The 24,108-nt window shown below is 70.7% G+C and carries 25 protein-coding genes; 20 read left to right on the forward strand and 5 right to left on the reverse strand.

Annotation, left to right across the window (positions count from 1 at the left end; all coding sequences use genetic code 11):
- Window positions 1-93: 93 nt before the first annotated feature.
- The 9 genes from atpB to RE421_RS08895 all read left to right on the forward strand — a co-directional run bounded on the left by atpB (window position 94) and on the right by RE421_RS08895 (window position 7,692).
- Window positions 94-906 (forward strand): F0F1 ATP synthase subunit A, encoded by an 813-nt coding sequence (gene atpB, locus RE421_RS08855; RefSeq protein WP_309808881.1) that lies wholly within the window; start codon window positions 94-96, stop codon window positions 904-906.
- A gap of 146 nt (window positions 907-1,052) precedes the next feature.
- Complete coding sequence (locus RE421_RS08860) at window positions 1,053-1,268, forward strand: F0F1 ATP synthase subunit C (RefSeq protein ID WP_309808883.1); 216 nt, start codon at window positions 1,053-1,055, stop codon at window positions 1,266-1,268.
- An 86-nt stretch (window positions 1,269-1,354) separates the two neighbouring features.
- Window positions 1,355-1,909 (forward strand): F0F1 ATP synthase subunit B, encoded by a 555-nt coding sequence (locus tag RE421_RS08865; RefSeq protein ID WP_309808885.1) that lies wholly within the window; start codon window positions 1,355-1,357, stop codon window positions 1,907-1,909.
- Window positions 1,909-2,718, forward strand: a complete 810-nt coding sequence (locus RE421_RS08870; RefSeq protein WP_309808887.1) for a F0F1 ATP synthase subunit delta — start codon at window positions 1,909-1,911, stop codon at window positions 2,716-2,718. Before RE421_RS08865 ends, RE421_RS08870 begins: the two co-directional genes overlap by 1 nt.
- 81 nt (window positions 2,719-2,799) lie before the next feature.
- The gene (gene atpA / locus RE421_RS08875) at window positions 2,800-4,437 is read left to right on the forward strand and encodes a F0F1 ATP synthase subunit alpha (protein ID WP_309808889.1); all 1,638 of its coding nucleotides are present in this window, start codon (window positions 2,800-2,802) and stop codon (window positions 4,435-4,437) included.
- Between the two features lie 93 nt (window positions 4,438-4,530).
- Window positions 4,531-5,424 (forward strand): F0F1 ATP synthase subunit gamma, encoded by an 894-nt coding sequence (locus RE421_RS08880; protein WP_309808891.1) that lies wholly within the window; start codon window positions 4,531-4,533, stop codon window positions 5,422-5,424.
- 65 nt (window positions 5,425-5,489) lie between these two features.
- Window positions 5,490-6,947, forward strand: a complete 1,458-nt coding sequence (atpD, locus tag RE421_RS08885; RefSeq protein WP_309808893.1) for a F0F1 ATP synthase subunit beta — start codon at window positions 5,490-5,492, stop codon at window positions 6,945-6,947.
- A 3-nt stretch (window positions 6,948-6,950) separates the two neighbouring features.
- On the forward strand, window positions 6,951-7,244 hold the full coding sequence (locus RE421_RS08890; RefSeq protein WP_309808896.1) for a F0F1 ATP synthase subunit epsilon: 294 nt from the start codon (window positions 6,951-6,953) through the stop codon (window positions 7,242-7,244).
- 1 nt (window position 7,245) lies between these two features.
- Complete coding sequence (locus tag RE421_RS08895; protein ID WP_309808898.1) at window positions 7,246-7,692, forward strand: DUF2550 family protein; 447 nt, start codon at window positions 7,246-7,248, stop codon at window positions 7,690-7,692.
- A gap of 9 nt (window positions 7,693-7,701) precedes the next feature.
- Here the strand turns inward: RE421_RS08895 and RE421_RS08900 are convergent, their stop codons facing one another.
- A complete protein-coding gene (locus RE421_RS08900) occupies window positions 7,702-8,808 on the reverse strand; it encodes an N-acetylglucosamine-6-phosphate deacetylase (RefSeq protein ID WP_309808900.1) in 1,107 nt (368 codons plus the stop codon).
- A complete protein-coding gene (gene nucS / locus RE421_RS08905) occupies window positions 8,786-9,481 on the reverse strand; it encodes an endonuclease NucS (RefSeq protein ID WP_309808902.1) in 696 nt (231 codons plus the stop codon). The genes RE421_RS08900 and nucS overlap by 23 nt, the downstream gene beginning before the upstream one ends.
- 37 nt (window positions 9,482-9,518) lie before the next feature.
- On the opposite strand from nucS, the gene RE421_RS08910 reads away from it, so the two are divergent.
- Window positions 9,519-9,893 carry a hypothetical protein gene (locus RE421_RS08910; protein ID WP_309808904.1) on the forward strand — a complete coding sequence of 125 codons (375 nt, stop codon included), beginning with the start codon at window positions 9,519-9,521 and terminating at the stop codon, window positions 9,891-9,893.
- A 28-nt stretch (window positions 9,894-9,921) separates the two neighbouring features.
- Here the strand turns inward: RE421_RS08910 and RE421_RS08915 are convergent, their stop codons facing one another.
- Window positions 9,922-11,160, reverse strand: coding sequence for an AI-2E family transporter (locus RE421_RS08915; RefSeq protein WP_309808906.1), 1,239 nt, complete (start codon window positions 11,158-11,160; stop codon window positions 9,922-9,924).
- 116 nt (window positions 11,161-11,276) lie between these two features.
- Between RE421_RS08915 and RE421_RS08920 the strand changes: the two genes are divergently transcribed.
- The 6 genes from RE421_RS08920 (at window position 11,277) to RE421_RS08945 (ending at window position 19,057) form a co-directional block, all read left to right on the forward strand.
- Window positions 11,277-13,088, forward strand: a complete 1,812-nt coding sequence (locus RE421_RS08920; protein WP_309808908.1) for a hypothetical protein — start codon at window positions 11,277-11,279, stop codon at window positions 13,086-13,088.
- A 51-nt stretch (window positions 13,089-13,139) separates the two neighbouring features.
- Complete coding sequence (locus RE421_RS08925) at window positions 13,140-14,120, forward strand: tetratricopeptide repeat protein (RefSeq protein ID WP_309808910.1); 981 nt, start codon at window positions 13,140-13,142, stop codon at window positions 14,118-14,120.
- A gap of 101 nt (window positions 14,121-14,221) precedes the next feature.
- A complete protein-coding gene (locus RE421_RS08930) occupies window positions 14,222-15,061 on the forward strand; it encodes an ABC transporter ATP-binding protein (RefSeq protein WP_309808912.1) in 840 nt (279 codons plus the stop codon).
- Entirely contained in the window at window positions 15,046-16,623 is a 1,578-nt protein-coding gene (locus tag RE421_RS08935) for a transporter (RefSeq protein WP_309808915.1), read from the forward strand. Before RE421_RS08930 ends, RE421_RS08935 begins: the two co-directional genes overlap by 16 nt.
- 65 nt (window positions 16,624-16,688) lie before the next feature.
- Entirely contained in the window at window positions 16,689-17,063 is a 375-nt protein-coding gene (locus tag RE421_RS08940) for a DUF3039 domain-containing protein (RefSeq protein ID WP_309808917.1), read from the forward strand.
- Window positions 17,064-17,254: 191 nt separating this feature from the next.
- Window positions 17,255-19,057 (forward strand): DEAD/DEAH box helicase, encoded by a 1,803-nt coding sequence (locus RE421_RS08945; RefSeq protein ID WP_309808918.1) that lies wholly within the window; start codon window positions 17,255-17,257, stop codon window positions 19,055-19,057.
- Here RE421_RS08945 and RE421_RS08950 read toward each other — a convergent pair whose 3' ends face one another.
- Complete coding sequence (locus RE421_RS08950) at window positions 19,058-19,729, reverse strand: isochorismatase family protein (RefSeq protein WP_309808920.1); 672 nt, start codon at window positions 19,727-19,729, stop codon at window positions 19,058-19,060.
- A gap of 69 nt (window positions 19,730-19,798) precedes the next feature.
- Entirely contained in the window at window positions 19,799-21,139 is a 1,341-nt protein-coding gene (locus RE421_RS08955; RefSeq protein WP_309808922.1) for a nicotinate phosphoribosyltransferase, read from the reverse strand.
- 92 nt (window positions 21,140-21,231) lie between these two features.
- On the opposite strand from RE421_RS08955, the gene clpS reads away from it, so the two are divergent.
- The 4 genes from clpS to RE421_RS08975 are packed head-to-tail and all read left to right on the forward strand — an operon-like array spanning window position 21,232 to window position 24,105.
- Entirely contained in the window at window positions 21,232-21,609 is a 378-nt protein-coding gene (clpS, locus tag RE421_RS08960; RefSeq protein ID WP_309808924.1) for an ATP-dependent Clp protease adapter ClpS, read from the forward strand.
- Window positions 21,609-22,325: a DUF2017 family protein gene (locus tag RE421_RS08965; protein ID WP_309808926.1), complete on the forward strand. Its 717-nt coding sequence runs from the start codon at window positions 21,609-21,611 to the stop codon at window positions 22,323-22,325. The genes clpS and RE421_RS08965 overlap by 1 nt, the downstream gene beginning before the upstream one ends.
- A complete protein-coding gene (murI, locus tag RE421_RS08970) occupies window positions 22,322-23,293 on the forward strand; it encodes a glutamate racemase (RefSeq protein ID WP_309808927.1) in 972 nt (323 codons plus the stop codon). Before RE421_RS08965 ends, murI begins: the two co-directional genes overlap by 4 nt.
- A complete protein-coding gene (locus RE421_RS08975; RefSeq protein ID WP_309808929.1) occupies window positions 23,290-24,105 on the forward strand; it encodes an MBL fold metallo-hydrolase in 816 nt (271 codons plus the stop codon). Before murI ends, RE421_RS08975 begins: the two co-directional genes overlap by 4 nt.
- The last annotated feature ends 3 nt before the right edge of the window (window positions 24,106-24,108 follow it).

Raw genomic sequence — 24,108 nt, forward strand, 5'->3', positions numbered from 1 at the left:
CGGTCTGGACTGCGCTGTGCCGCCTGCTTGACCGCTCCGGTGAGAACGCGCCGTACGCGTTTGACGTTGACCGACACTGCAGAGAGGACCAGCGTGCTCCCGATCGTGCTCGCCAGCTCCACCGATGAGGGTGGATTCGCTCCTCCCACGATCGACCAGACCCACCTGCCGGACATCCTGCCCTGGATGGCCGAGTACGGCACGGGTTTCGGCAAGCAGATGCTGATGATCATCCTCTCGGTGATCCTCATCTCCGCCTTCTTCATGCTGGCCATGCGCAAGCCGGGGCTCGTCCCGGGCAAGGTGCAGTGGCTCGCCGAGTCCGGCTACGCCTTCGTCCGCAACGGCATGGGCCGAGACATCATCGGGGAGAAGGAGTTCAAGCCCTTCGTGCCGCTGCTGTTCGGCCTGTTCTTCTTCGTGGTCGTGAACAACCTCTTCGGCGCCATCCCGTTCCTGCAGCTGCCGAGCTTCTCCCACGCCGGCTCGGCCTACGCCCTGGCGATCATCGTCTACGTGATCTGGATCGGCCTGGGCGTCAAGCGCAACGGCCTGAAGTACTTCAAGCTGGCCGTGGTGCCGAGCGGAGTCCCCGGCTGGATCCTCCCGCTGCTCGTGCCGTTGGAGATCATCTCGAACTTCGTCGTCCGCCCGCTGACGCACTCCCTGCGTCTGATGGCGACCATGCTCTCCGGACACATGATCGTGATGCTGGCCGGCTCCGGCGCCCAGTTCCTCATCATGGAGACCGGCAACGTGGCCCTGCAGGCCACCGGCGTCCTCGTGGTCATCGGCTTCGTGTCGATGTACTTCCTCGAGCTGCTGATCATGTTCCTGCAGGCCTTCGTCTTCACCCTGCTCACCGCGATCTACATCCAAGGGGCGATCGCCGCCAACGACCACTGACCTTCCGGCGCGGCGGCCACCTGGTGGACGCGGCGCCGGTTCGGCGGATCCGTCCGCCACCACAAGGCTTCCCGGTACCGGCATCCGCCGGAACCACGCCGGGGACACCCTCACAACCTGCCGACAGGCATCTTGAAAGGAACACCATGGAACTGCACGGTTCTCTCAACATGATCGGCTACGGCCTGGCCTCCATCGGCTCCGCCATTGGCGTGGGCCTCATCTTCGCCGCCTACATCAACGGCGTGGCCCGCCAGCCGGAGGCCCAGCGCATCCTGCAGCCGATCGCCCTCCTCGGCTTCGCCCTCGCCGAGGCCCTCGCCATCCTCGGCCTGGTCTTCGCCTTCGTCGTCGGAGTCTGATCCTGGCCTTTCATGAGACCGGCCGGGCCGCCGCCGTGCGTCACGGCCACCCATGACAGGACACTTCACCAAAGGATGGTTGAAACATGATCAGGACTGAAGCGATAGTCGCTGCAGCCGAGGGCGCGAATCCGCTCATCCCCAACTGGTGGGAGATACTCGTCACCGCAGTCGGCTTCGCCGTGCTGATGTTCCTGGTGTTCAAGTACATCGCCCCGGCTCTGGAGAACGCCTACCAGAACCGCGTCGACGCCATCGAAGGCGGACTCGAGAAGGCCGAGAAGGCACAGGCTGAGGCCAACGCCCTGAAGGCCGACTACGAGCAGCAGCAGCAGGACGGGTACGCCGAGGCCAACCGCATCCGCGAGGAAGCGCGTACCGAAGGTGCCCAGATCCTGGCCGAGGCCCGGGAGAAGGCCACCGCCGAGGCGTCCCGCCTGGTGGAGCAGGCCAACGCCCAGATCGCCGCCGAGCGACTGCAGGCCGAGTCCTCGCTGCGCCACGACGTCGGCTCGCTGGCCACCACCCTGGCCAGCCGGATCGTCGGTGAGTCCCTGGAGGATGACGCCCGCTCCCAGCGCGTGGTGGACCGTTTCCTCGAGGACCTCGAGCGGAACTCCACGGCAGGTGTGGCTGAATAATGGCAGGTGCATCGAGCGATTCGCTGGCCGCAGCCCGCACGGAGCTGGACCCCGTCCTGGTCTCCGGCGGCACCAGCCTGGCGGCCGAGCTGTTCACCGCCCTCGAGGCGGTGGACTCGAGCGCCCCGTTGCGCCGCGCCCTGACCGATCCCTCGTGGTCGGTGGAGCGCCGCACCGGTGTGGTCGGCTCCCTGTTCGGCTCGAAGGCGTCCGAGGGGGCCCTGTCGGTCCTCAACACCCTGGCGGGGCACAAGTGGTCCCAGCCACGGGACTTCGGTGACGCCCTGGAACAGCTGGCCACCACCGCGGTGGCGGCCTCGGCCGAGCGGGACGGACTGGACGGACTGGAGCGGCTCTCCGGCGAGCTGTTGTCCTTCAACCGTGCGGTGGAGCAGTCCCATGATCTCCAGCGTGCACTGACGGATCCGCAGGCTCCCGCCGCGGCCCGGGGCAACCTGGCCGAGCGGCTGCTGGGCAACGGCTCTGCCGAGGCCAGGCTCCTGGTCCGCCAGGCCGCGCAGGCCCCGCGGGGCCACAAGCCCGTGAACCTGATCCGTGGGTTCGTGGAGACCGTGGCACGGCGCCAGAGGATCTGGATCGCCGACGTCACCGTGGCCCGGCCCCTGGCCCCGGCCCAGCAGGACCGGCTCGCCGCCGGACTGAAGCGCCTCTTTGGCCGCGACCTGAAGTTGGACGTGGCCGTCGACCCCGAACTGGTGGGCGGCATCCGGGTCCAGGTGGGAGACGACGTCGTCGACTCCACCCTGCAGTCCCGGCTGCACGACCTCCAGCGGAAGATGGCCGGCTGAGCCCGGCCGGACGAATCCACCAGACACCTTCGCATCATCGTCTCCTCGATGATCACCAACCCCAGAGAGCAGGGAACGCAGATGGCCGACTTGACCATCAACGCTGACGATGTTCGCAATGCCCTGAATGAGTTCGCGGCATCCTACGAACCAGCCGGCACCGAACGTGTGGAGGTCGGCCACGTCGTCTCCGCCGCAGACGGCATCGCCCGTGTGGAGGGCCTGCCCTCCGTCATGGCCAACGAGCTGCTGCGCTTTGAGGACGGCACCCTGGGCCTGGCCCAGAACCTCGACACCCGTGAGATCGGCGTCGTGGTGCTCGGCGATTTCCAGGGCATCGAAGAGGGCCAGGAAGTCCAGCGCACCGGTGAGGTCCTCTCCGTACCGGTGGGCGACGCCTTCCTCGGCCGCGTGGTGGACCCGCTGGGTGCCCCGATGGATGACCTGGGCCCGATCGAGGCCGAGGCCCGCCGCGCCATGGAGCTCCAGGCCCCGGGCGTGACGCAGCGCAAGTCCGTCGAGGAGCCGCTGCAGACCGGCATGAAGTCGATCGACGCCATGATCCCCATCGGCCGCGGCCAGCGCCAGCTCATCATCGGTGACCGCCAGACCGGCAAGACCGCGATCGGCATCGACACCATCCTGAACCAGAAGTCCAACTGGGAGAGCGGCGACCCGACCAAGCAGGTCCGCTGCATCTACGTCGCCGTGGGCCAGAAGGCCTCGACGATCGCCTCCGTGCGCCAGACCCTGGAGGAGCACGGTGCCCTGGAGTACACCACCATCGTGGCCTCCCCGGCGTCCGACCCGGCCGGCTTCAAGTACCTGGCGCCCTACGCCGGCTCGGCCATCGGCCAGCACTGGATGTACGGCGGCAAGCACGTCCTGATCATCTTCGACGACCTCTCCAAGCAGGCCGAGGCCTACCGCGCGGTCTCGCTGCTGCTGCGCCGCCCGCCGGGACGCGAGGCCTACCCGGGCGACGTCTTCTACCTGCACTCCCGCCTGCTGGAGCGTTGTGCCAAGCTCTCCGACGACCTCGGCGGCGGCTCCATGACCGGCCTGCCGATCGTGGAGACCAAGGCCAATGACGTCTCGGCCTACATCCCGACCAACGTCATCTCCATCACCGACGGCCAGATCTTCCTGCAGTCGGACCTGTTCAACGCCAACCAGCGTCCGGCCGTCGACGTGGGCATCTCGGTGTCCCGCGTGGGTGGCGCCGCCCAGGTCAAGGCCATGAAGAAGGTCTCCGGCACCCTGAAGCTGGACCTCGCCCAGTACCGCGACCAGCAGGCCTTCGCCATGTTCGCCTCGGACCTGGACCCGGCCACCCGCCGGCAGCTGGCCCGTGGTGAGCGCCTCACGGAGCTGCTCAAGCAGCCGCAGTACACCCCGTACCCGGTGGAGGAGCAGGTCGTGTCCATCTGGGCCGGTTCCAACGGCCACCTGGACGAGGTGCCGGTGGAGGACGTGCTGCGCTTCGAGCGCGAGTTCATCGACCACCTGCGCCACAAGAACGTGGTGCTGGGTCCGATCCGGGAGACCGGCAAGATGGAGGACTCCACCCTCGAGGCGCTCAAGACCGAGGTCGAGGCGTTCAAGAAGGGCTTCTTCGGTGAGGGCGACAGCAAGCTCGTCGCCGCCGGCCACGAGGAGCACCAGCCCCTGGCGGCCGACGAGGTCACCCAGGAAAAGATCGTCAAGCAGAAGCGCTGACCGTGATGCCGCCGCAGGTCCCGTCCGCCCCCTCCCGTCAGGGGACGGGGCGGACGGGGCCCGCGGGGGCGGACACGTAAGGAAAGGACCACCATGGGAGCCCAGATCCGGGTCTACCGCCAGAAGATCGCCTCGACGCAGTCGATGCAGAAGATCTTCAAGGCGATGGAGCTGATCGCCACGTCCCGCATCGGCAAGGCGCGCGAACGCGTGACCGCGTCGCTGCCGTACGCCAACGCGATCACCCGCGCCGTGTCCGCCGTGTCATCGCAGCAGGACATCGAGCACGTGCTGACCTCTGAGGTCGAGAACCCGAAGCGCGCCGCAGTGCTCGTGCTGTCCTCGGACCGCGGCATGGCCGGTGCCTACTCGGCCAACATCCTGCGCCACGCGGAGGAGCTGCTCGAGTCGTTGCACGCGGACGGCAAGGAGACCGACATCTACCTCGTGGGTCGCAAGGCGCAGGGGTACTTCGACTTCCGCAATCGCGAGTACCAGGAGTTCTGGTCCGGCAACACCGACGCCCCGGAGTTCCTGCGGGCCCGGGAGATCGGGGAGAAGCTCGTCGAGTCCTTCCTGACGGACACGGAGTCCGGCGGCGTGGACGAGATCCACGTGGTCTACACCGCGTTCCACTCGCTCGTGTCCCAGGTGCCGACCGTCGTCCGGCTGCTGCCGCTGGAGGTCGTGGAGGAGGAGGTCACCGATGAGTCCGAGCTGTACCCGCTCTACGAGTACGAGCCGGCCCCCGAGGACGTCCTGGACGCGTTGCTGCCGAAGTACATCGAGTCCCGGATCTTCACGGCGATGCTCCAGGCCGCGGCGTCCGAGCTGGCGAACCGTCAGCGGGCCATGAAGTCCGCCGGCGACAACGCCAAGGAACTGGTCCGCGAGTACACCCTGAAGATGAACAACGCCCGCCAGGCCGAGATCACCCAGGAGCTCACCGAGCTGATCGCCGGTGCGGACGCGCTCAGCGCATCCTGACACCGAACGCCACGCACCACCGCAACTGACTGAAATCCTCCAGCCACACCAGAGAAGTGAGAGAGATGACTGCCACCACGAACGAACAGGGCACCGGTACCGCCACCGGCGGCGCCATCGGTCGCATCGCCCGCGTCATTGGGCCGGTGATCGACGCCGAGTTCCCCGCGGACTCGATGCCCGGCGTGTACAACGCCCTGACCGCCGAGCTGACCATCAACGGCGAGACGCGCACCATCACCTTCGAGACCGCGCAGCACCTGGGTGACAACCTGGTGCGCGCCATCTCGCTACAGTCCACCGACGGCCTGGTCCGCGGTGCCGCTGTGGTCGACTCCGGCGCCCCGATCTCGGTGCCGGTCGGCGAGGTCGTCAAGGGTCACATCTTCAACGTCCTCGGCGAGTCCCTGGACGTGCCGACCTCCGAGCTGCACGTCACCGAGCGCTGGCCCATCCACCGCCCGGCCCCGAACTTCGCGACCCTCGAGGGCTCCACGGAGATGCTCGAGACCGGCATCAAGGTCATCGACCTGCTGACCCCGTACATCAAGGGTGGCAAGATCGGCCTGTTCGGCGGCGCCGGCGTGGGCAAGACCGTGCTGATCCAGGAGATGATCACCCGTGTGGCCCGCAACTTCGGCGGCACCTCGGTGTTCGCCGGGGTGGGGGAGCGCACCCGTGAGGGCAACGACCTCTGGGTCGAGATGGAAGAGGCCAACGTCCTCAAGGACACCGCACTGGTATTCGGCCAGATGGATGAGCCGCCGGGAACGCGACTGCGCGTCGCCCTCTCGGCCCTGACCATGGCCGAGTACTTCCGCGACGAGATGAACCAGGACGTGCTGCTGTTCATCGACAACATCTTCCGGTTCTCCCAGGCCGGCTCCGAGGTCTCCACGCTGCTGGGGCGCATGCCGTCGGCCGTGGGCTACCAGCCGAACCTCGCCGATGAGATGGGCGTGCTGCAGGAGCGGATCACCTCCACCCGCGGCCACTCCATCACCTCGATGCAGGCCGTCTACGTCCCCGCCGATGACTACACGGACCCGGCTCCGGCCAACGTGTTCGCGCACCTGGACGCCACCACGAACCTGACCCGTACGCTGGCCTCCCGTGGTCTGTACCCGGCCGTGGACCCGCTGGCCTCGACCTCGCGCATCCTTGACCCGCAGTACGTGGGCCAGGATCACTACAACGCCGCGACCCGCGTCAAGCAGATCCTGCAGAAGAACAAGGAGCTGCAGGACATCATCGCGATCCTCGGCGTGGACGAGCTCTCGGAAGAGGACAAGATCGTCGTCTCCCGCGCCCGCCGCATCGAGCAGTTCCTGTCCCAGAACACCTACACCGCCAAGCAGTTCACCGGCGTGGAGGGTTCCACCGTGCCGATCAAGGACACCATCGAGGGCTTCAGCGCCATCGCCAACGGTGACCTGGACCACATCTCGGAGCAGGCGTTCTACAACGTCGGCGGCCTGGACGATGTCGAGCGCAACTGGGCCAAGATCCAGTCGGAGAACTGATCCATGGCTGAGCACGAACTCGAAGTGGAGATCGTGGCGGAGGACCGCTTCGTGTGGTCCGGGCCGGCCCAGTCGGTCAGCGCCCGGACCATCGACGGCGAGATCGGGATCCTCCCCGGGCACTCCCCGCTGCTGGCGGTGCTGGGCGACGGCGACGTCGTGGTCCAGCAGCTGAACGGCCAGACGGTCACCGCGCACGCCGAAGGCGGGTTCTTCTCCGTGGACAACGACCGCGTGGTCATTGTGGCCGGCGCGGCCAGCCTCGAGGGCGAGACGCCCGGGCAGGACGCTGCCTGAGGTGAGTGCCGGGTGGTCCGCCCTGATCGCCGCCGTGCTGGCGGCCGTGCTGGTCATCGCCTTCATGGTGTGGTGGCGCTGGCGCACACTGGTGCGGACCCCCGGGACCTTCACCGCCCGGATCCGGCGCCCCGGGAAGGACTCCCGGGGCATCCGGGTGATCGGGCGGTACGACGAATCCGGCCTGGACCTGATGACCGTGGCCTCCGTGGACCCCCGTCCGCGCTGGTCGGCGGCCCGGCATCAGCTCCGGCTGCACCGTGAGGGCGCCGTGAGCCAGGACGGGGTGGCGATGGTGCGCGTGGACGGCGGTCCCGCCCCGATCACGCTGTCCATCAACACCGATGCCTGCTCCGGGCTCTCGGCCTGGATCGAGTCCGGTCCCGCGATCGGCTTCGGCACGTGGCGGGAGCAGCCGCCCCGAGGCCACCGGCGCAGGACCTCCTGACAGGAGATCTCACGGCACGACGACGGCCGGTCGCCCGGGGGCGATCTGTCCGGTCTCCGGGTCGGTCACCCACTCGACCCACCCCGCGTCCCGGCGGTGCGCCGGGAGGGTGCGGGCCGGCGTCGTGCTGACCGAGTCCAGCGCCGCCGGGAGCGGGACGCCCCAGCGCAGCAGGTTCCGCAGGGCCCCGTCCAGCGGGACCGAGCCGGAGGCCAGGGTGTCCCGGCCGACCAGATGCGGCGCGCCGGTAGCTACCGTCCCTGCAGTCGCGCCGTGGGACTCGATCCCCACCCCTCCCAGCGTGTAGGCACCCGCCGGAGCCCCCGTGGCGGCCGAGGCATCCGAGACCACGCAGACGGCGGCCGGCAGCAGCCTCAGCAGGTCCACCACCACCTCCCGGTCCACGTGGTGGCCGTCGGCGATCAACTCCACCCGCAGCAGGCCCGCGGTCGCGGCGCGCAGCAGCGGCGGCACCGGGCCCGGGTCGCGATGGTGGAAGCCGCGCATGGCGTTGAAGAGATGGGTCACGGACGGGGTGGGCCCCGGGCCGTCGGTGTCCCCTGCGTCCTCTGCGCCGGACCGCCGCGTCAGCCGGTCCACGGCGGCGCCCACCTGGGCGGCCGTGGCGTCCGTGTGGCCGGGACAGGGCAGCACGCCGTGGGACGCCAGCGCGGACTCCACGGCCACGGCGCCGTCCAGCTCGGGGGCGTAGGTCATGGCCACGAGGGTCTGCTCGCCGCCGGACCGGCCGTCCCGCAGCACGGCCTCGAGCCACCGGAGGGAGTCCGGATCGGCCGGGTCCTGCAGGTCCTCGGGGCGGTGCGCCCCGCACCGTGACGCGGCCAGAAACGGTCCCTCGAGGTGGATCCCGGCCACCAGGCCCTCGCGGACCAGGGGGGCCAGCCGGCGCACGGCGGCGCGGGTCTCGTCGCGGGGCAACGTCGGCAGGGAGGCCACCACCCGGGTGACCCCGTTCAGGGCCAGTTCGCGGACGGCGTCCCGCACCGCGGAGACCGGGGCGGTGGCGAAGTCCACGCCCGCGAAGCCATGGCAGTGCTGGTCCACGAGTCCCGGGGTCCGCAGCCGGCCGGGATCAGAAGAGCCGGGAGTCCGCATCGTCCACGCCGCGCATGGCGTCGTAGTCCAGGACGAGGCATCGGATGCCGCGGTCCTCCGCCAGGGTGCGGGCCTGGGGCTTGATCTGCTGGGCCGCGAACACGCCCCGCACGGGGGCGAGCAGCGGGTCACGGTTCATCAGGGCGAGGTAGCGGGTGAGCTGCTCCACTCCGTCGATGTCCCCGCGGCGCTTGAGCTCCACGGCCACGGTGGCCCCGGCCGCGTCCCGCGCGAGGATGTCCACGGGGCCGATCGCGGTCATGTGCTCTCGCCGTACCAGCGTGTGGCCGGTGCCCAGCAGCTCGATCTGCTCGGCCAGCAGCCGCTGGAGGTCGGCCTCGACCCCGTCCTTGACCAGGCCCGGGTCCACGCCGAGCTCGTGGGCGGAATCATGAAGGACCTCGAAGAGGTGCACCACCAGGCGGTCGTCGGTCTTCGCGGCCTGCACCGTCCAGACCTGGGTCACGCCCTCCGCGGCCAGCTCCTCGGAGGGCTCGGCGGTGCGCAGGGTGGCCGGCGGGCTCATCCAGTTCAACGGCTTGTAGGATCCGCCGTCCGAATGCACCAGGACGGCGCCGTCCGCCTTGACCATCAGCAGGCGGGTCGCCTGGGGCAGGTGGGCGCGCAGGCGCCCCTCGTAGTTGACCGAACACCGGGCTATCACCAAACGCACATCAGGGAGTCTAGTGGTGGTGTGGAACCATGGAGGGGTGCCACGCTCGAACCGTCCCCGCCGCCGCGCGGGCCCGTCTGCGCGCCAGCCCTCGCGTCAGTCGCCGAGGCAGACCCCACGCGGCGCGCCGGCCCCCGGCCTCCAGGACCGGGTGGGCGGCCTGCTGGGGCTGGACCCCGGCTACCGGCAGGAGGACGCGCACGACGGCGGCTGGCACGTCCGCCAGATCCCCGCCTGGCGCGCGGTGAAGGACTACACCTGCCCGGGCTGCGGTCGGACGATCCCGACCGGTCAGCCGCACCTGGTCGCGTGGCGCAGCGACTCGATCTTCGGCGACGAGGCGGCCGGCGCCGAGCGACGGCACTGGCACCCCAAGTGCTGGTCCACCCGCCGGCAGGACGGGTTGTACTGAGTCTGTCCTGACGGGTAGTCCTGACCCCTCACCTCCGGTCCTGGCGGGGGATCAGCACCTCCTTGAGGACCAGCATCACGGCCGCGGCCATCGGGATGGCCATGAGCGCCCCCAGCACGCCGAGCAGGGCGGCCCCGGCGATCACGGCGATCACCGCCACCGAACCGGGGACGGCCACCGCCTTGCTCATCACGCGCGGGGAGACGAAGTACGCCTCGACCTGCAGGTAGATGAAGTAGATGGCGGCGAAGATCAGGGCGGCCTGCCAGCCGACGATCAGGGCCACGAGCGTGATGATGATGCCGCCGGTCATGGCCCCGACGAGGGGGATGAACGCCATCAGCCCCGCGAAGAAGGCCAGCAGCGCCCCGAAGGGGATCCCGGCGATCGAGATGGCCACGAAGGCCACGAGCCCGTTGAGCCCGGCGACCACCGACTGGCCGATGACGTAGTGGCCCACCGAGGAGGTGATCTCCTCGCCGAGGTACTGGACCCGGGGACGCCGGGAGGCCGGGGCCAGCCGGTACGCCCAGTACTTCATGGCGGGCAGGGTGGTCAGGAAGTAGAGGGTCAGCACCAGCACGATCAGCACGGAGAACCCGGTGTTGACGATGGCCGAGCCCACGCCGAAGAGACCGCCGAAGAGGGCCGTGACGTTGTCGGAGTCCCCGATGAACTTCTCGACCTCGGTCACCGCGATCTCGTTCAGGCCGAACTGACGGTCCACGTCGTGGAAGAACTCGGACTCCAGGAAGTCGGAGATCATGGCCGGCAGGTCGTTGATGAAGCCGACGGTCTGGTCCACCACGGTGGGGATCAGCAGGGAGAAGAAGACGGTCAGGATGGCGGCCAGCATCAGCACTGCGGCGGCGACCCCCACCCCCCGCGGGGCGCCCCAGGACTCGATCCGGCGTACCACCGGGTCCAGGCCGAGTGCGATGAACAGGGCCGCACCGATCCACACCAGCAACTGGGTGTTGGCGGAGATGATCCCGAAGAGCAGGAAGGCCAGGCCCACGCCGAAGGTCAGCAGGAAGCCCGTCTGCACGGGGTGGGACCACTGGATCGACCGGGCCGGCTGGTCGCCCGGGGCGGAACCGTCAGCCGACGGGGAGTCCGGCGGCACGGCGGCCTCGGCGGCCGGGGGACGGAGCTCGAAGCGCGGCCGCGGCCGCGGTCCGGGCAGCCGCCGTCCGGCGAGCCAGCGCCGGATGCGAGCGGCCGAGGAGGGGGCGGGGCCCGCGTGGGGGGAATCATGGTCCTGCACAAGCGTCAGGCTACGTCACCGGGGCACAGCGGACGATGACCTGCATCGTTATCGTTCGGTGACCTTCTGGCTATACTGTGGCGTTGGATCAGACCACCCACAGACAGGTAGACCGCGTGCGAGGAATATCCGGAGTCGTTGCCCTGGTGCTGGGCCTGGTGGCCCTGTTCGGGGCCATCGGCCTGCAGACGGTGTGGGCGCCGCCGACCACCCTGACGGCCAGCACCAACAGCGCGGCGGTGGACGCCCCCGCCGACGCCCCGCTCACCGTCATCACCGGCGGCATCAACGAGGTGGTGGACGCCGGGGACGAGGCCGTCGAGTACACCCTGACCGGTGAGGGTGACTACACCGTGATGCTGGGCCAGACCCGGGACGTGGAGGCCTGGGTCGGGGAGGCCGCGCACAACACCGTGACCGGGATCGAGACCGAGGGCTCGGATCGTCAGGACCCCCGGGTGGTGGTGGAGCACACCGAGGGCGAGGCCACCGTGCCCGACCCGGCCGGTTCCGACCTGTGGGTGGACCTCCAGGAGGCCAGCGGCACCATCGAACAGCGCTGGTCCGTGCCCTCCGAGGGTGACTGGTCCCTCCTGGTGGCCGCTGACGGCACCGAGCCGGCGCCGATGGACATGACCGTCACCTGGACCAACACGGTCGGTGACAGCCCGTGGATCGTCCCCCTGTACATCATCGGCCCCCTGCTCATCCTCGTCGGCCTGGCGCTGATCGCGTGGGCCCTGATTCGCCGGCGTCGTGGGCCCGGCTCCGGCGGCCAGCGCCCCGATCAGCACCCCGGTCAGCACCCCGGGCAGCAGGGCGCCCGCGGTGCGGGCGCCTCCGGCCTGCCCGGTGGTCCCGGCAGGCCCGGAGAGCCCGGTGGATCCGGTGGATCCCACGCGGTGCGCTCCCGGGTGGCGGGGGCCGCCGTCGCCGTCCTGACACTGGCGGGCCTGGCAGGAGCCGGCCCGGCGACCGCCGACTCCGGCGCGCCCTCGGCGGACGCACCGGCCGGCGGCGGGCAGGAACAGTACCCGATCGTCACCGACAGTCAGCTGGAGCGCATCCTGGGCAAGGTGGCCGGGATCGTGGAGCAGGGCGACGAGGCCCAGGACGCCGGTGCGCTGGAGTACCGCGTGAGCGGCCCGGCCCTCGAGATGCGCCGGGACAACTACGAGAACCGGGGGTTCTCGGACGACGTCCAGGCCGCTGAACCCGTGGCCGCGTCCCCGGTGGTGTCCGTGGTGGCACAGGCCGATCCGTCCTTCCCCCGGTCCCTGCTGGTGGTCACGGAGGGGGAGGGCAACAGCAATCCGCAGTTGCTCGTGCTACGCCAGGAGTCGGCGCGCACCAATTACAACCTCATCTCGAACACGCCGATGACCCCCGGGGCACAGTTCCCCTCGAGCGACCTGTCCTTCACCGGGGGCGAGGTCATCGCCTCGGATGACGGCTCGGGGCTCGTGATGACCCCCGGTCAGGCCATCTCCGGCGTGGCCACGTACCTGACCGATCCCGAGGCGGATTTCGCCGACCGCATGGTGGAGAACCCCGCCATCGACCAGATCCATGAGTACCAGGCCACCTTGGAGGAGGACACCCCGGACGCCACGATCGACATCGCCCGGAAGGCGATCCCCGGGGAGGCCACCACGATGCGCCTGCCGGACGGTTCGGCCCTGGTGGTCAGCGTCATCGACAACATCGTGGACGTCACCCCGGACGAGCCCGGCGCCACGGTGGGCTTCGGCGGTGACCTCGCCGCGGCCAAGGCCGGTGAGGACAGCAATGAGACCACCACCGGAATCAGCATGACGTACCGTGAGGTACTGGCCGTCCGGGTGCCCGCCGAGGGCGCCACCGGGGAAGACGCCAAGGTGTCACTCGTGGGCATGACCGACGAGCTGCACGCCGTCTCGTTCGAGTAGTCCGTCCGCCCCAGCGTCCGCGCCAGCCGATTCAGGAAGAGGTTCCTCCGCATGTCCCAGCAGCCTCCCGCCATGCCGTCCCACCTGCGTGGGGCGCTCGATCTGTCCGCCCTCAAGCCGGCCCCGGCGGGCCAGCAGCCCCGTCCGGGGGCGCCCGGTCCAACGGCCGCGGACGGGGCCCCGGCCGGAAGCTGGGTCCTGGACCAGGCCACCCAGGGCGACCTGCAGCAGCTGATCCAGCTGTCTTCCCGGGTGCCGGTGCTGATCCACCTGGCCGCCCCGTCCAACCCGGTCAGCCAGCAGCTCGACGACCTGCTGGCCCCGGCCGTCGACGCACACGGGGGTCGGCTCATCCTGGCCCGGGTGGACACCGAGGCCGACCCGCAGGTCCTGGCGGCCTTCGGGCTGGCGGCCGGGCCGGCCGTCGTCGCCGTGCTGGCCGGTCAGCCGGTCCCGGTACTGAACCAGGCGGTTCCCCGCGACCAGCTGGACCAGCTCCTCGACGAGCTCCTCGCGGCCGCGGCCCAGAACGGCGTCTCCGGCACGGTGCCGCCGATCGCCCCGCCGCGGGAGGACGCCCAGGGTGCGCACGGCGGGCAGGAGCCGGCCGCACCGGCGCTGCCGCCGCTGCACCTCCAAGCGCAGGAGGCCCTCGACGCCGGTCGGTACGAGGACGCCCAGGACGCCTACCGCCGCGCCCTGGCCGAGAACCCCGCCGACGCGGAGGCCAAGCTCGGGCTCTCCCGCGCCGGACTGCTGGCCCGCACCGCCGCCATGGACGCCGACGCCGTGCGAGAGCGCGGGGCCTCCGCCCCGGACGACGTCCAGGCCCAGATCGACGTGGCGGACCTCGATGTCCTGGGCGGCCACGTGGAGGACGCCTTCCACCGGCTGGTCCGGTTCGTCGCCGGGCACCCGGGCCAGGAGCGGAACACCGCCCGCGAGCACCTCGTGGACCTCTACTCCGTGGTGGGCGACCAGGATCCCCGCACGGCCGCGTCCCGCAAGGCGCTGGCCATGGCCCTGTTCTAGGAGACGCTCTGCTCACGACCGGCGGACTCCTGACTTAAGTCACGGTCCGTGGGCCATGGCGGTCTCGTGCGGCGGCCGGGGTCCTTGCTAGCGTCAGGCCCATGAGCATTCCCGCCAGCTCCCAGCCTGCCCAGATCCCGCCCGAGCCAGCCCAGGTCCAGCCTCAGCCCGCCGGGGCGCTCCCGGATCCGGACACGGCCATCGCCATCCGTGGCCTGGCCAAGCGCTTCGGGGAGAAGATCGCCGTCAACGGCGTCTCGCTGGACGTGCCTGCCGGGTCGTTCTACGGACTCGTCGGCCCGAACGGAGCCGGGAAGACCACCGCGATGTCCATGGCCACCGGCCTGCTGCGCCCCGACCACGGCCAGATCTGGATCCATGGGACGGACGTCTGGGCGGAGCCCCTCGTCGCCAAGCGGCGGATGGGCGTGCTCGCGGACGGGGTCCGACTCTTCGACCGGCTCACCGGCGAGCAGCTGGTCACCTACTCCGGGCTGCTGCGCGGACTGGACCGGGACACCGTGGCCGAACGCACCGCCGACCTGCTGCGCGTCATGGACCTGACCTCGGATGCCGGCAAACTCGTGGTGGACTACTCGGCGGGCATGACCAAGAAGGTGGCCCTGGCCTCGGCGATGATCCACGCCCCACAGGTCCTCGTGCTGGATGAGCCCTTCGAGGCCGTGGACCCGGTCTCGGCTGCCAACATCCGGGACATCCTGGCGCAGTTCGTCGCCTCCGGCGGCACGGTGATCGTCTCCAGCCATGTCATGGACCTCGTCCAGCGCATGTGCGACCACGTGGCCGTCATCGCCCAGGGCAACCTGCTGGCCGCCGGCACCGTGGACGAGGTGCGGGACGGCCGCAGCCTGGAGGACCGCTTCGTGGACCTCGTGGGCGGCCGCTCGACCGGGGAGGGGCTGTCATGGTTGCGCACCTGATGCGGATGAAGCTGGCCATCACCGTCAACGGCTGGAAGAAGAGCACCGCCCAGCTCGTGCTGGCCATCCTGTTCATCGCCTACCTGCTCTTCGTCCTGGTGATGCTCGGGGTCGGCGCCTGGTTCATGCCCGAGCTGGAGACCGAGATCCGGGGCACCATCCTGGCCCTGGCCGGTTCCGTGGCGGTGCTGGGGTGGATCGTCATCCCCGTGTTCTTCACGGGGGTGGACCTGACCTTGGATCCCGCGAACTTCGCCACCTTCGGGATCCCCACCCGCAAGCTCGTCCCCGGACTGGCCATGGCCGGGCTGGTCACGATCCCGGGTGCGGCCACCCTGCTCGGCTTCCTGGTGTCCTCCCTCGCGTGGCGGGACACCCCCGGGGCCCTGCTGCTGGCCATCCCGACCACCATCCTCGGGGCGGTGTTCTGCCTCTGCATCTCCTACGCCGTGACCGGCCTGCTGGCCGGGATCACCGGCCAGCGGCGCATCCGGGAGATCATGTCCATCGTGGCGTTCATCCCGCTCATGCTGGCCGGGGTGATCATCTCCGGGATCGCGGACTCCGTGCAGGCCGCCCTGGACCAGCTGCCCGCGATCGGTGCCGTCCTGGCCTGGACCCCGCTGGGGTCCTTCACCGCCGCGCCGTGGGCGCTGGCCGAGGGACGGTTCCTGACGGCCGCGCTGCAGGCCGTGCTGTGCCTGGTGTGGGTGGCGGGGGCCGTCCTGCTCTGGCAGCTGGCCGTGGACCGCAGCTATGCGAAGGGCCGGGGTGCCGGGCCGGCCAGCAGCAGGACCAAGACCGGACTCGGCCTGCTGGGCCTCTTCCCGGGCACGCCGGCCGGAGCGATCGCGGCCCGCTCCCTGATCTACTGGATCAAGGACCCCCGATACTCGGCCTCCCTCGTGGTGCTGCCGCTCCTGCTCGTGCTGTTCTGGTTCCTCGGGTACCAGTCCGGTGACTACACCATGATCCTGCTGATGGGTCCCATCACCGGGTTCATGCTCGGCTACTCCATCTCCGCGGACATCAGCTACGACGGCTCCGCCTTCGCCCTGCACGTCACCTCCGGGGTCTCCGGCCGGGACGACCGCGTGGGCCGCGTCGGCTCCCTGCTGGCGTGGGGCATCCCGGTGACCCTGCTGTTCACGGTGGCCACCGTCTGGATGGCGGGCCAGTGGAACCTGATCCCGGGCCTGATCGGACTGGGGATCGGCGCGCTGCTGACCGGGGCCGGAGTGTCCGCGCTGGTCTCGGCCCGGTTCATCTACCCGGTGCCACCGCCCGGGGCCAGCCCGTTCGCCACGCCCGAGGGCGGCAGCGTGCGGATGATGCTGGTCTCGGTGGGCGCCATGATCGTGGTCGGTGCGCTGAGCCTGCCGGAGCTGGTGCTGTACATCGTGGCGTTGGTCACCGGCGACATGATGTTCCAGTGGCTCACCCTCGTGGTGGGGCTGGGCCTCGGGGCCGTCCTGCTGCTGGTCGGCATCCGGATGGGCGGGCGGTGGTTCGACCGCTCGCAGGCGGAGACCTATCAGGCCGTGCTGTCCGCCACCGGGTGACCCCTGGGTCCTGATCGCCGGGTCCTGATCGATGGGTCCGGGGGCCGGGCGGTAGACTGGTCGGCATGAGCCTGCCTGCCGATCCTGACCCGAACCAGCCCGGCGCCCCTGGCAGCCCCGGCGGACCCGGCGGCGGCGGAGCCGCGGTCCTGGACCGCCAGGAGCAGCTGCAGGACGCCGAACCGGGCGACCACGAGCGCTTCTCGCACTATGTCCGCAAGGAGAAGATCATGGAGTCCGCCGTGACCGGCGAACCCGTGGTCGCCCTGTGCGGCAAGGTGTGGACCCCGGGACGGGACCCGGAGAGATTCCCGATCTGCCCGGAGTGCAAGGAGATCTACGACGGCCTGAAGTCGCCGAAGGACGGCGGCTCCGGTGGTTCCGGGGACTCCGGCCAGGGCGGCGGCCGGCGCGGCTGGTTCGGTGGCCGCGGGAAGTAGCCGCCCCGGACCACGCGCCTAGGAACCAACCGGAGGAACCGTCGCCTGAAGGATCCGCCCGGCCGGCCGACGTCGTGCCGAGGCTGTTCTGCGCCTGTGCCGGTCCCTGTCCTTCCCCACCTGTCGTTCTCCACCCGTCTCCATCTCTCTGTCTCTGCCCCACCCTGCCTGCGAGGAGGCCGTCAAGCTCCGTGTCTGAAGCCCTGTTCCACATCGGTGACGATCTGCCCCCGGCCCTGCCGGAGCGGGCCGCGTGGGGTACCGCGCCCAAGCTGCGCCAATGGCAGCAGGAGGCCCTCGAGCTGTACCTGCAGAAGCAGCCGGTGGACTTCATGGCGGTCGCGACCCCGGGCGCCGGCAAGACCACCTTCGCGCTGCGCGTGGCCAAGACGCTGCTCGAGGCGGGAACGGTCAGCCGCATCACCGTGGTGGCCCCCACGGAGCACCTCAAGCGTCAGTGGGCGGACTCGGCGGCCCGGGTCGGGGTGGCGATCGACCCGAACTTCAAGAACGCGGACGGCCGGCACGGGGACGAGTACATCGGCGTCGCCCTGACCTACGCCCAGGTCGCCATGAAGCCGATCCTGCACCGCAACCGCACCGAGAACGCGCGCACCCTGGTGATCCTGGACGAGATCCACCACGGCGGCGACGCGCTGAGCTGGGGCGACGGCATCCGCGAGGCCTTCGAGCCGGCCGCACGGCGGCTGTCCTTGACCGGCACCCCCTTCCGCTCGGACACGGCCGCCATCCCCTTCGTCGAGTACGTGGAGTACGAGGACGGCATCCGCCGCTCGAAGTCCGACTACACCTACGGCTACGGCCCGGCCCTGCGCGACCACGTGGTCCGGCCCGTGATCTTCATGGCCTACTCCGGCCAGATGCGCTGGAAGACCACCACGGGCGACGTCATGGAGGCCCAGCTCGGCGAGGCCGCCACCAAGGACATCACGGCGCAGGCCTGGCGCACCGCCCTGAACCCGGAGGGGGAGTGGATCCCCTCGGTGCTGGCCGCCGCGGACCGCCGCCTCACCGAGGTCCGGCGCAACGTGCCCGACGCCGGCGCCCTCGTCATCGCGACCGACCACGAGGACGCGCGGGCCTACGCCGCGCAGCTGACGCGGATCACCGGCGAGGACGTCACGGTGGTGCTCTCCGATGACAAGGGCGCCTCGGACAAGATCGAGGAGTTCGCCGCCGGAACCCAACGCTGGATGGTGGCGGTGCGCATGGTGTCCGAGGGCGTCGACGTGCCGCGGCTGTGCGTGGGCGTCTACGCGACCTCCACGTCCACGCCCCTGTTCTTCGCCCAGGCGGTGGGCCGCTTCGTGCGGTCCCGCAAGCGCGGGGAGACGGCCAGCGTGTTCCTGCCCTCGGTGCCGCAGCTGATGCTGCTGGCCAACGAGATGGAGGCCGAACGCGACCACGCCCTGGACCGGCCGGAGTCAGCGGGGGCAGAAGACCTCGAGGACCTCTCCCTGTCCCCCGAGGAGGAGGAGCTGGCCGCGGCCAACCGCCAGGAGCGGGCCTCGGACTCCCTGACGAAGTCCGAGTTCAAGGCCCTGGAGTCCCAGGCGTCCTTCGACAAGGTGCTCTTCGACGGCGCCGAGTTCGGCACCGGCGGCGCGATCGGCTCCGAGGACGAGCTGGACTTCCTCGGCATCCCGGGGCTGCTGGACGCGGAGCAGGTGGGGGAGCTGCTCCGCCAGCGCCAGGCGGAACAGCTCAAGCGGCGGCCGAAGACGGTGCGCAACGAGCAGCCGGACCACGCGGCGGACCGGACCGGGGTGGTGGACCATCGTCGGCTCAAGCAGATGCGCTCCGAGCTGTCCAAGAACGTCTCGGCGTGGTCCGCCCGCTCGGGGACCCCGCACGGGATGATCCACAACCGGCTGCGCGAGATCAGCGGCGGGCCGGCCGTGGCGCAGGCGACGGCCGAGCAGCTGGAAACCCGGCTGAAGACGCTGCAGGGCTGGTTCGTCGGGCGGAAGTAGCTATTCGGCGGAGCCGCCCCACACCTGCAGGATGGCTCCGTTCTCCTCCATCATCTCCAGCGCCTCCTCCGCGCGTCCGGCGTCCACACCGGCCACCAGGTCCGTGAACACGCTGGTGTCATAGCCGGAGTCGATGGCGTCCAGCACCGTGGCGCGGACGCAGTGGTCCGTGGCGATGCCGACGACGGTCACGGCGTTGATGCCCTCCGCACGCAACCAGTCGTCCAGCCCGGGGGCGTCCTCCTCCACGGCGGAGGCGGCCGCGGCGGTGGCGCCGAACGGCCCGGCCGGGCCCTCGGGAGCTCCCGAACGGACCATGTCCGGAACGCCGAGCTGGCCGTCGAACCCGGAATAGGCCGCATCGAAGCGACCCTTCAGGAACTGTGCGTCCACAAACTCGGCGTCCAGCGCGGGATGCAGCTCGGCGCCCGCGGAGCCGGCGACGCAGTGCACCGGCCAGGACTCCGTGAAGTCGGGCGTGGAGTCCTCCGTGGCGAAGTGCGGGCCGGGATCCACGTGCCAGTCGCGGGTGGCGACCACGGCCGCGTAGTCCTGGGCATGCTCGTCGAGGAACGCCGTGATGCGGCCCGCCACCTGGGCGCCGCCCTCGACGCCGAGACTGCCGCCTTCGCAGAAGTCGTTCTGTACATCCACGATGACCAATGCACGCATGGTGTTGATCTTTCCTGTTCTCAAAAGGGGTCTGGACACTGATCCGCCGGGCATGGGCCCGACTCGATCTCACACGTCGGCGAAGACCGTGGGGATCACCGGTTCGCCGGGCTGCAGTCTACGCACTGCTGCGGGCAATTCCGCACGCGAGGCTTGGTGCCGGTCGGCGGCCCGCGTCACCGCCTCGGGGCCGGTCCACCCGGGCATCAGCTCACCGTCCTGCATGAAGGTGTGCTGCAGGGGGCGGTCGTCGGCATCGGCACCGGCCGGCCGGTTCACGCCGATCAGCTCTGCGGTGGCCCGCCCGGCGCCGTCGAGCTGGCGGGAGGCGGACTTGCGGCCGCCCACCGAGCCCTTGCCGAAGGAGGCCTTGGCCACGTCGGTCCACTGGCCGGCGCCGTCCTGCCGGCTGACGAGCTTGTAGACCATGGAGGCCGTGGGGGCGCCCGAGCCGGTGACCAGCCGGGTGCCGACGCCGTAGGAGTCCACGGGGGCGGACTGCAGGTGGGCGATCGCGTACTCGTCCAGGTCCGAGGTGACCATGATGCCGGTCCGGTGGTTGCCGAGCTCGTCCAGCAGGGAGCGCACCCAATGCGCCTGCTCCACGAGGTCGCCGGAGTCCAGGCGCACGTTGCGCAGCTCGGTCCCGGCCACCTCCACGGCGGTGCGCACCCCCGCCTCCACGTCGAAGGTGTCCACCAACAGCGTGGTGTCTCGGCCGAGGGCGGCCACCTGGGCCTCGAACGCGTCCCGCTCCGAGTCGTGCAGCAGGGTGAAGGAGTGGGCGGCCGTGCCCACCGTGTGCACGCCGTAGCGCAGTCCCGCGGCGAGATTGGAGGTCGAGCTGAAGCCGGCGATGGCCGCCGCGCGGGCCGCCGCGACGGCCGACTCCTCGTTGATCCGGCGGGATCCCATCTCGATGCACGGGCGGCCGTCGGCGGCCGAGGTCATGCGGGAGGCGGCGGAGGCCACCGCGGAGTCGTAGTTCAGCACCGAGAGCAGGTAGGTCTCGAGGATGCAGGCCTCGGCGAAGGTGGACTCGATCTGCAGCAGCGGCGAGTAGGGGAAGAACGCCTCGCCCTCGGCGTAACCGTAGATGTTGCCGGAGAACCGGAAGTCGGCCAGCCACCGCAGGGTCTGATCGCCCACCACGCGGTTCTCGGCCAGGAAGTCCAGCTCCTCTGAGCCGAAGCGGAAGGCGGCCAGCCCCTCGAGCAGCCGCCCGGTCCCGGCCACCACGCCGTAGCGCCGCCCCTCGGCCAGCCGGCGCGTGAAGACCTCGAAGACGCTGCGCCGGTGGGCGGCCCCGGACTGCAGGGAGGCCTCCAGCATGGTCAGCTCATAGTGGTCCGTGAACAGGGACGTGGGCAGCAGCCAACCGGGGGTGCCGGTGCGGATCTGGTCGGTCACGAGCCTCACCCTACAACTTGTGGCCGGACCGGACGCCCCTGCGGGCCGTTCACCGGTCCGCCGGTGGAGGATGCCGCCGTAGACTGGTCGCCATGTTCTTGACCATCGAATCCCGTCATGTCCCGGGTCAGGCGCCCGGCGCCCCCGGCGGGGGGACCGGCACCGGCACGGACGTCCTGGAGCGGGAGGAGACCGCCGCCGGCACCGACGCGCGGACCGCCGCCGACCGGCCCTGGCAGGTCATCGTGTGGAACGATCCCGTCAACCTCATGAGCTATGTCTCCTACGTCTTCCGCTCCTACTTCGGATTCTCCCGCAGCAAGGCCGACGCGCTGATGCTCCAGGTCCACCAGGACGGCAAGGCGATCGTGGCCTCGGGCGGCCGCGAGGAGGCCGAGCGCCACGTGCAGGCCATGCACGGCTACGGGCTGTGGGCCACCCTGCAGCACAGCCAGGGCGAGGGCGCCTGATGGCCCGCGCGTTCAAGAGCACGCCCCGGGGGTTCACGGCCGACCTGGAGAAGGCCGAGCGCCGGCTGCTGCGGACCCTGTTCTCCGACGTCATCCAGCTGCTGGATGCCGAGGAACCGCGCTCGGCACCCGACACCTCGGCTCCCACCTCTTCGACCCCTGGCACCTCGGCGGACGACCCGTTCTGGGACATCGTCGCCGGGCTGGAACCGGGGCTGGAACCGGGGCTGGAACCGGGGCCCGGGCTGGGGGGCGACGGGGCCGACGTCGTGCCCTCCGGCTCCGGGGCCACCTCGCTCAACCGGGAGGCCCCCCGGGACGAGGCGCTGGCGCGGCTGCTGCCGCCGGGGGTGCACGGCGACTCGCCGGCCGAGCAGGCCGCCGCGGGGGAGTTCCGGGCGCTGACCGAGGACAGCGTGCGCCGATCCAAGACGGCGGACCTGCAACGGGCCGTGGCCGCGCTGCAGGTGAACCCGCTGGTGCTGGACGAGGCCAATGCGGTGTCCTTCAGCCGCGCCCTCAACGACGTGCGCCTGGTGCTCTCGGCCCGGCTGGGCATCGATTCCGAGGAGGACGCCGAGCGGGTGCACACGGTCGACGACTGGTCCGCCGCCACCGACGTCGAGTCCTACATGGCCCTGCTGTACAACTTCACCACCTGGCTGCTGGAGACCCTCATGCTGGCCCTGTCCACGCAGCTGCCGGAGGCACCATGAGCCCCGGGGCCCTGCCGCCGGCACCCCAGCCGACGGCACCCATCGGCGTCTTCGACTCCGGGGTCGGCGGGCTGACGGTCGCCCGCGCCATCATCGACCAGCTGCCCGGCGAACAGATCGCGTACGTGGGGGACACCGCCAACGGCCCGTACGGGCCGCGGAGCATCGCCCAGGTGCGCGCGTTCGCCCTGGGCATCATGGACGAGCTGGTCGACGCCGGCGTGAAGGTCCTCGTGATCGCGTGCAATTCCGCGTCGGCCGCGGTGCTGCGCGACGCCCGGGAGCGGTACACCGCGCGCTACGGGATCCCGGTGGTCGAGGTCATCCAGCCGGCCGTGCGCCGGGCCGTGGCCGCCACGCGGAACGGCCGGATCGGGGTCATCGGGACCGAGGCGACCGTGGGCTCGCGGGCCTACGAGGACACCTTCGCCGCGGCGCCGCACCTCGAGATCACCTCCGTGGCCTGCCCGCGGTTCGTCGAGTTCGTGGAGGCAGGCGTCACCACGGGACCCGAGCTGCTGGCCACCGCCGAGCAGTACCTGGCTCCGCTGCAGGCCGCCGGCGTGGACACCCTGGTGCTGGGGTGCACCCACTACCCGCTGCTGACGGGGGTGATCTCCCTGGTCATGGGGGAGCACGTGACGCTCGTGTCGTCCGCCGAGGAGACCGCCAAGGACGTCTACCGGGCCCTGGTGCGGCACGGCCTCGAAGGCCCCGGGGGCACCGGGACAGCCGGGGTGGCGGGGGGCGAGGCCGGGGGGCAGCCGCCGGCCCACACGTTCATGGCCACCGGGGACGCCCGTCATTTTGAGGCGCTGGCCCGGCGCTTCCTCGGCCCCGAGGTGGGCGGTGTCCAGCACGTGGACCACATCGCCGAGCGCTATCCGACCGGCGTGCTGGCACGGATCACCCCGGAGATGGTCGCGGCCGCGCGGGCCCACGGCGGGTCCGGTACGGTGGCAGGGTGAAGCTCACGATCATCGGTGCCTCCGGGTCGTTCCCCGGACCGGGATCGCCGGCCTCCTGCTACCTCATCACGGCAGAGGGTCCCACCCCGGACGGGACCGGCACCAAGACCTGGCGGGTCATCATGGACCTCGGGAATGGGTCCCTCGGGACGCTGCAGCGGTACATGGCCCTGGATGACATCGACGCCGTCCTGCTCTCCCACCTGCACCCGGACCACTGCATGGACCTGTGCGGACTCCACGTGGCCATCCGGTGGAACCCGTACGGCTGGAAGGGGATCCACGTCCCCGTGCACGGGCCGGCGGACACCGCCGACCGCATGGCCACCGCCTACGGCCTGGACCCCGATCCCGGGATGCACCCGGACTTCGACTTCCACCACTGGCAGGCCCTCGTGCCTGTGACGGTGGGACCGTTCACCATCACGCCGTTCCCCGTGCGCCACCCGATCGACGAGGCCTATGCGCTGCGCGTGGAGTCCACGGAGATCGGCCCGGACGGCGAGACCGTGCGCCGGGTCCTCACGTACTCCGGGGACACGGACACGTGCGACGGGCTCGTGGAGGCCGCCCGGGACGCCGACCTGTTCCTCTGCGAGGCCGCCTTCCAGGAGGGCCGGGACGACGGGATCGACGGCGTCCACCTCACCGGACGGCGGGCCGGGCAGATGGCGTCCGACGCCGGCGCCCGCCGCCTGCTGCTGACGCACCTGCCCGTGTGGACCGACCCCCTGGCCGCCTCGGTGGAGGCGCGCGAGACCTACGCGGGGCACCTGGCCGTGGCGGTGTCCGGGGTGACCTACCGGGTGTAGCCC

The organism is Citricoccus sp. I39-566 (assembly GCF_031432995.1).
Taxonomy (GTDB): domain Bacteria; phylum Actinomycetota; class Actinomycetes; order Actinomycetales; family Micrococcaceae; genus Citricoccus; species Citricoccus nitrophenolicus_A.